Consider the following 7,405-nt stretch of genomic DNA (forward strand, 5'->3'; position numbering starts at 1 on the left):
TTCATCGAACGTTTTAAGTTCTCTGTTTTCAATCTTTTCGATTAATATCAATACTTCTTCCTTGGGCACAACAAGACCCGCCATATCTATCCAGTCACCGGTTCCTTCTTTCGTATCCGGGTTAAGTGCTTCCTGAAGTTCTTTTAAGTTGGAAAACTCACCTATTTCCAGCTTTTTGAGCAACCCGTTTCCCAGAAATTTCAATATGCCGATTTCATACATCCCAATGCCCCGATCGAGGGCTTTTCCTTCAATTTTCACGCTGTTGTACATGAAATACTCTGAAGTAATTCCTGAGGTTTCTTTTAGTGTTTGCAGGGTTAGTTTTCCTTTAATCATTTTCTCAACCGAGTAGGGACTGAGCAGGTTAAAGGTGATAAAATCCAGTTGGTTTGGGTCCTTTCGTTTGTCACGGCCCGGCCATTTTCTGGCATCACGCATGGTTCCTATACTGCGTAGGTTAACCCCTGGCGCCAGATAACTTTCATCGTGATTTTCTATCAGATAGGAAAATGGAAAATTGGAGGTGTCGGGGTTCCTGTAATGACGGCCCATTACTAACGAAAAAGGGCCGATCTTAGCGGGCCACAGCAGATAAGAATCACTGGTAGTTTTACTTCCCCTCTCAATTATTCCCTGGTGTACAGGCCCCAGTTTGTACATGTGATTGCTTTGGTTGGAGCCACTGCCGGCATTCAGAAATGAGTAATATCCGGCAATCAGGAGTGTCGATTTATGGTGAGAAACCGTGTAAGGCCCGGCAAAAATGGAACATGCTTCTCCATGAAATCCCTGGCAGTTGGCAAAAAAAGCCGAGTTCTCAGCTGAATAGTGCTTGCCCAGCGTGCATCCTTGTCCTATGAAACACTTCGATATGAGGGTGGCATCAGTAATTTCCGACCCACTGGCTGCCACAAAATCCTCTGCAATAACGCCCGGGCCAAAGTAAGAGGGATGTTTTATGGAACTGTTGATAGTTCCGTTGACCAGGCGGTATATCCCTTCTACTGTTGCGCCGGGTCCAATATTAACATTCAGAATAGTTCGGGAGTTGATGAGCCTCGCATTTTCTGAAACACATCCTTTTTCAGATTGAATATTGTTGCAATATTGTTGCACCATGTCATTGAGTTTCTCAATGAGCCTGGGACGGTGACGATAAAATGCCATCAGATAGGCAGTGTGGGCAGATAATTCGTTGAATATGGCTACTTCCCGACCGCCGGCTTCATTCAGGACAGCAATTTTCTCGCCGTTTCCAAAGGTGGAATTACCTTCTGTGGTTAGTGAATCCACATTTTCAATGATTACATTATCGCCAATAATGTAGTTGGCAATTTGATTCCTCACCTGACTGATGTAAACATTATCGCCAATTTCTGTATTGTGAACAGTGGCATAAGAGATGCCTGCATGTTTTATGACTCCGCCCGGAAAGGTGAATTCGCGGTTAAAGGCTCCCAGCCTGTTTTTTCCACTAAAATTGGTGTGACGAATAAAAGCGGGATTGAAACCATCTTTAACCTGAATGTCTGACCAGTCTGCACAGCAGCAATCCTGTGCTTCCAGTTTCTTTATCTCGTCCGGTTTCAGGTTTCTGTATTCTCCCATAATTTGTTTGTTTAGGAAAGATTTTATACACCGATATCAGGATATATTATTTAATCGGCTTTATCTCTTAGTTTTGGTTGAAGGCTACAACAATTTTGAATCTTAAATTTAAAATTGTGTATAAACCTTTGTGGTTCAGCTCCTTTTTGTTGGTTAATGTTTCTTGCGTGGTTTCATTTCTTTTATGTAATTGCGAATTTATGAAGAAAAACTCATAAATGCATAAAAAAACCTGAACCAAAGTTGGCACAGGCTTTTTTAGTGATTCGATATTATTAATTACAATGTACCGCTAATCATAAAAGTTGCAGCAAAAGCCAAAATTGCATACAATTCGGGGAATACGGCGAGTACCAAAGTACTGCCAAAAACGTCGTGTCCTGAACCGATACCTGCAATACCATTCGCGCAAACCTGTCCCTGACGAATTCCGGATAAGAGGCCTACTATTCCCATTGCAATACCTGCACCCAAAACGGCTGCACCTTGAACGGCAGTGATATCAGGTCCCAAAACTCCTGTTCCTGAAATAACGAAGTATCCTGCAAACCCATAGAGTCCCTGTGTCCCGGGGAGCGCGCTTAATACCAGATAATTGCCGAATGCATCACTGTTCTTCTTCATTGCGCCCAAAGCGGCATTTCCACCATACGATACACCGTAAGCACTGCCAGCTCCTGCCAGCGCAATCATAATACCAATGCCTATATAGGCCAATACAATTGGAGTCATATTATTCAAATTTTAAGGTTATTACTTTTTTTTGATTATTGTACTTTTTGAAAAGGTCTGTATTCTTTTCCGCCTCCTATGAAACCTGCATTTTTATAAAATTCAACAAAGGTCAGGCGCAAAGGGTGCACAAATGAGCCCAGTCCCGACATAAAGATATTAATTCCATGACCGACCAGCAATATGATAAGAGTAATGAGGATTCCTATTACCGGAACGTCGGGCGCCATATCAAATGCCAACTGATTGAATACCTGACCGAGGATGGCACTGGCAAGCCCCAGAGCAAACAGGCGAATATAGGACAATAAATCACCAACGACGCCTGTTACCATGTTGTAAGTATCCCACAAGCCTGCTCCAATATTAACAAAAACATTGCGTTTGGGGTGGTTGAATAGCAGGATTCCCAAAGCGGATAAAACCACAAAGGTCATGTGCACCGTTCCGAAAAATAGTCCCTCTTCCGGGGTCTTCTGATCCAGGTAATAAAAGATTCCGGAAGATACGATTAAGATAAACCAGCCCCAGGTGGCAAAAGAGTAACCGATGCCGTGCTGTATTGTCTGGTTGATCCCTTTGAGTATCATGCCAAAAAGAATCTGTACAGCACCAAAAATTAGGGCCAGATTAAACAACTGATCGTTGTCCAGGAACATGTTTTTTGCATCCGCTAAAAACGATGGTGGATTTTCAATTAGGTTCATGCCAAAGAAGGTGCCTGTGATAACCCCAAACAAGACTGTTGCCAGACCCAGAAACTGTACCAGTGTGAGGATGGGGCGCATCTTCTTTTTCGCCTTTGGCTTGTATATTGTCGCAGCAAAAACCAGCAGCAAACCATATCCGGCGTCGCCCAGGCAAAATCCGAAGAACATCATAAAAAATGGGGCAAAAAATGGTGTCATGTCCATTTCCACATAAGCAGGGAGGGAAAACAGCTTGCTCACCGGCTCAAACAATCGTGCGAAACGATTGTTTTTTAAAAGTATGGGTGGCTTTTCATGGTTCTTCGCTGGTTCTTTGATGTAATAGAGGTCCTGCGAATCCACCTGTTGTTCCAGTTCCTCTGTTCTAACCTTCGGAATCCATGCCTCCACCAGTCTTATCCTGCCTTCAACTTCTTCAAAGGTCTGAAATCTTACATTTAACTCAGATGCCTGTTCTTTCAGGTTGTTTTGATAGTTTGTAAGGATTTGAATGTCTTCTATTGCAATTTGGTCGAGTTCTGCTTCCAGCGAATCGATTTCTTTTTGCGTAGAAGAAATCTCTTTTCTAACCTCCTCAAGAGTGTCTTCCGGCAAGGTTATTTCATCCACCTCGGCCATTTCTTCCGGAAGTTCCCTGTTGTCTGCATCGGCAACCCAAACAAAGAAACTGTACCCATCGGTCTCGGAAATTAAATCAACAGGGTACTTTTCTGTCCATGCAACATCGTATTTTGTTTCGGGACAAATATGATAACGAATGTTAATACCTGCTGCCGAGAGGTTCTGGATAACATCTCTGGAGAAATCACCCCAGGGCTCCAGTTGTTTCTCCTCTTTATAAAGAGATGACAGGTGTTGCCTGGTTTGTTCCAAATTACTTTCAATTTCTTTGATGCGGTCGTTGAGTTTCTCACCCGAAGTCTGAGTAATCTTGCCTGCATCCTCTCCGTTCTTATTCTTTTTGCGTACTTCGAGGGCTTTAATGGTTTTGGACAAATCGCTGATCTTTCGGTATAGTTCCTGCATCTCCGGAGTTGGTTCTTCCTGATGTTCTACGATATGGGCCACCCCAAGGTCTTTGAGTTGCTCCAGGAAACCATCGTAGTCGGCATGAAAGACCAGAAACGAATATTTAAACATTGGTACTATCATGACGTCACCTCCATCTTTTCTTGTCTTGTTTTAACAATCTTCTGTGCAGCTTTCGACAGGTTTTCCTTGTCTTCCAGGAAGCGTTTGATTTTTCGGATGGCATCCTGAAATCCAGGAATCTGAACCTTTTCGTAAAGGTTTACTTTCTGTGTGGTCTTTTTCCTGGCAAAATCCAGCAGATCCATTTTGCGTTCGAAGACTTCTCTTTCCAGGGCAATATGCACCAGCTTTTCCAGAATTGCCACTCCGTCGGGGAACCAGCTTGGCCGTTCAAACATATTATAATCACGTACTTCAAAATTCACCGTGTCCAGAATAGGAGTCTGAACACCGGCAATTTTTTTGGAAGTAAGCTCTACTCCGCTGATGCTAACCAGTGAAGGGTCGAATTCGCCCCACAAGCGCATCATATCATCGTAGAGACGGAGTTCCTCTTTCAGGGCCTTGTCGAGTTCGGCAGCTTTGTCCTTCGCTTTTTTTACTTCCGCGCGCAGGGCAGACTCCTTGTTTTGGAGGGTCGGCAATGCACGCTCTCGAACCTTAAGCTGCTTGGCAAGGGACTGTTGAGATGTTTTGTTATATTGAAATTTAATGGCCACGTTACTCCTTTTTTTGTTAGAAAATGACTGCCTGATTGGTGTTTGTGAAACAGGCAAGCCGTTTTGACCTTTTACCAAAAGGATTTTTTAATCCGTTCAATTTGGGATATGTTGCATGCCAGAATTTATTTTCTAACTTCCAACTTTCAACTTTTTCCCGGCTACTCTTTCCAATACTTATCAGCCATTTCTTTTTTGAGGCCTACTTCTGCTTTTGAAAAATGTTTGCCAAAAAGTTCCCATCCGATGTCGAGCATTGTATCGGTGTCCACATTTACATCGATGGCCAAAAGTTTCTCTGAATAGGATTTTGCAAAGTCCAGTGTCCGCTCGTCATAATCGGTCAGGTCGAAACCATTCTCCATTTTGGTGCGGGCATTGGCAGCATCGGCGTAAAGACGAATCGCGGCGTTCATGACCTGGGGATGGTCTTCACGTGTTTGTTCGCCAATAACCAGCTGTTTCAGACGAGACAATGAACGGAACGGATCCACGATTACTTTACCAATGTCGGTATCACGACGCAGGAATAACTGCCCTTCGGTTATGTAACCGGTGTTATCGGGGATGGCATGGGTGATGTCGCCACCCGAAAGTGTGGTTACTGCCACTATGGTAATAGAACCTCCTGTTGGAAACTGTACCGCTTTTTCATAAATCCGTGCCAGGTCCGAATAGAGGGAACCGGGCATACTGTCTTTGGATGGGATTTGGTCCATCCTGTTGGACACAATACTCAAAGCATCGGCAAAAAGTGTCATGTCGGTTAGCAATACCAGCACACTTTCATCCTTGTCAACGGCAAAATACTCCGCAGCAGTAAGAGCCATGTCGGGAACCAACAGGCGTTCTACCGGGGGATCTTCTGTGGTATTAACAAAACTAACGATTCGGTCGAGGGCTCCGGCGTTGTCGAAAACCTGCTTGAAAAAGAGGTAGTCGTCGTTTGAGAGTCCCATTCCTCCGAGGATAATCTTATCGGCTTTGGCCCTGAGTGCCACACTGGCCATTACCTGGTTGTATGGCTGATCACTGTCGGCAAAGAAAGGAATTTTCTGACCCGAAACAAGGCTGTTGTTCAGGTCGATACCTGCAATGCCAGTGGCGATGAGTTGGGATGGCTGGTCACGACGTACTGGGTTGACTGATGGCCCCCCAATCTCCCGGATTTCTCCTTCAATTTCGGGACCACCGTCAATGGGTTGCCCGTAAGCATTGAAAAACCGTCCGGATAGTTCATCACTTACTTTTAACTGAGGAGGATTGCCGAGAAATGTTACTTCAGCATTCGTTGGGATGCCTTCAGTCCCCGAAAAAATCTGCAATACAACCTGGTCGCCCACGATTTTTACTACCTGGGCCATCCGACCGGCCACCACGGCCATCTCATCGTATCCCACATCCTGGGCTTTTAGTGACACGGTGGCTTTGGTAATATTGGTCAGTTTGGTATATACTTTTTGAAATGCCTGACTGCTCATATCTTTTAAATCTGAATTGTTTTTAATTAGACAGCTTGTGCTTCTTTAGTTTCCATGGAAAATTCTTTGAGCATCTCTTCCAGCTCTGTTTCAAAGTTTTTGAATTTTTCCGAATCAAATTCCGAGTAATTCATCTGCTTCAACTGGTTGATAAGTCGTTTAAAGAATTCCCCAACCTGTTCAAAATTTTTGAATTCAAACTCTGCGTCAGCAATACTTAAAACTTTTTCGAGCATATATTTCTGACGTTCGAGCGGGGTGGAAGCATCAATCTTGTCAAAAGCATCCTGCTGTAGCACAACAAAGTCAATCAACTCAGCCTTCCAGAAGCGCTGGTGAAAATCAATGGGTACACCATCATCACCTAGAATATTTATCTGTTCGTCGGCTTCTTTTCCGCTGAATAATATGTCTTTGGCTTTGAGTACATTGTCCAGCCAGTTTGCGCCCATGTTTTTTCCTAGAGACTCCTGAAGCTCCGGGTATTCCAGATATTTGGAATAACTTTCGATGGGGTCAATGGCAGGGTAGCGCTTACTGTCTGCCCTGTCCTGTGACAATCCGTAGAAGCAGCGGGCTGCTTTGCGGGTATTTTCGGTTACCGGCTCTTTCAGGTTACCACCAGCAGGTGAAACGGTTCCTATAAATGTGATGGAGCCGGTTTTCTCATTGTTTAGATAAACATACCCTGCACGTGAATAGAAATTGGAAATAATGGCCGATAAGTCCATGGGATATGCGTCGGGTCCGGGAAGTTCTTCTAGACGATTGGACATTTCCCGGAGCGCCTGAGCCCATCGTGATGTGGAGTCGGCCATCAGCAATACTTTTAGTCCCATGGCCCGATAATATTCACCCAGTGTCATGGCCGTATAAACCGATGCTTCACGTGCCGCTACCGGCATATTGGAAGTATTGGCTATGATGGTGGTCCGCTCAATCAGTTTTTTACCCGTCCGCGGGTCGTCCAACTCGGGGAACTCTTTAAAGATTTCCACCACCTCATTGGCTCGCTCACCACAGGCGGCAATAATTACAATATCGGCCTCAGCCTGTTTTGAAATAGCATGCTGCAGAACGGTTTTTCCTGTACCAAAAGCTCCTGGGATAAATCCTGTTC

Annotated in this window: 6 protein-coding genes; all 6 read right to left on the bottom strand. The window is 44.4% G+C overall.

Annotation, left to right across the window (positions count from 1 at the left end):
- Positions 1 to 1,611 (bottom strand): DUF4954 family protein (locus QZZ43_RS02650; protein WP_291855986.1); only part of this gene is annotated, 1,611 nt, incomplete at its 3' end.
- Positions 1,612 to 1,890: 279 nt separating this feature from the next.
- The gene (locus tag QZZ43_RS02655; protein WP_291855988.1) at positions 1,891 to 2,343 is read right to left on the bottom strand and encodes a V-type ATP synthase subunit K; all 453 of its coding nucleotides are present in this window, start codon (positions 2,341 to 2,343) and stop codon (positions 1,891 to 1,893) included.
- A 35-nt stretch (positions 2,344 to 2,378) separates the two neighbouring features.
- Positions 2,379 to 4,205, bottom strand: coding sequence for a V-type ATPase 116kDa subunit family protein (locus tag QZZ43_RS02660; protein ID WP_291855990.1), 1,827 nt, complete (start codon positions 4,203 to 4,205; stop codon positions 2,379 to 2,381).
- Complete coding sequence (locus QZZ43_RS02665; protein WP_291855992.1) at positions 4,202 to 4,804, bottom strand: V-type ATP synthase subunit D; 603 nt, start codon at positions 4,802 to 4,804, stop codon at positions 4,202 to 4,204. The genes QZZ43_RS02660 and QZZ43_RS02665 overlap by 4 nt, the downstream gene beginning before the upstream one ends.
- A gap of 161 nt (positions 4,805 to 4,965) precedes the next feature.
- The gene (locus QZZ43_RS02670) at positions 4,966 to 6,285 is read right to left on the bottom strand and encodes a V-type ATP synthase subunit B (protein WP_291855993.1); all 1,320 of its coding nucleotides are present in this window, start codon (positions 6,283 to 6,285) and stop codon (positions 4,966 to 4,968) included.
- A 26-nt stretch (positions 6,286 to 6,311) separates the two neighbouring features.
- Positions 6,312 to 7,405 (bottom strand): V-type ATP synthase subunit A (locus tag QZZ43_RS02675; RefSeq protein WP_291855995.1); only part of this gene is annotated, 1,094 nt, incomplete at its 5' end.

Origin of the sequence: Marinilabilia sp., assembly GCF_016278715.1 — a bacterium.
Lineage (GTDB): Bacteria > Bacteroidota > Bacteroidia > Bacteroidales > Marinilabiliaceae > Marinilabilia.

Excerpts from the sequence above, each read along its gene's own strand:
- QZZ43_RS02670 (WP_291855993.1), bottom strand. The coding sequence starts at position 6,285 with ATGAGCAGTCAGGCATTTCAAAAAGTATATACCAAACTGACCAATATT.
- QZZ43_RS02655 (WP_291855988.1), bottom strand. The coding sequence starts at position 2,343 with ATGACTCCAATTGTATTGGCCTATATAGGCATTGGTATTATGATTGCG.
- QZZ43_RS02660 (WP_291855990.1), bottom strand. The coding sequence starts at position 4,205 with ATGATAGTACCAATGTTTAAATATTCGTTTCTGGTCTTTCATGCCGAC.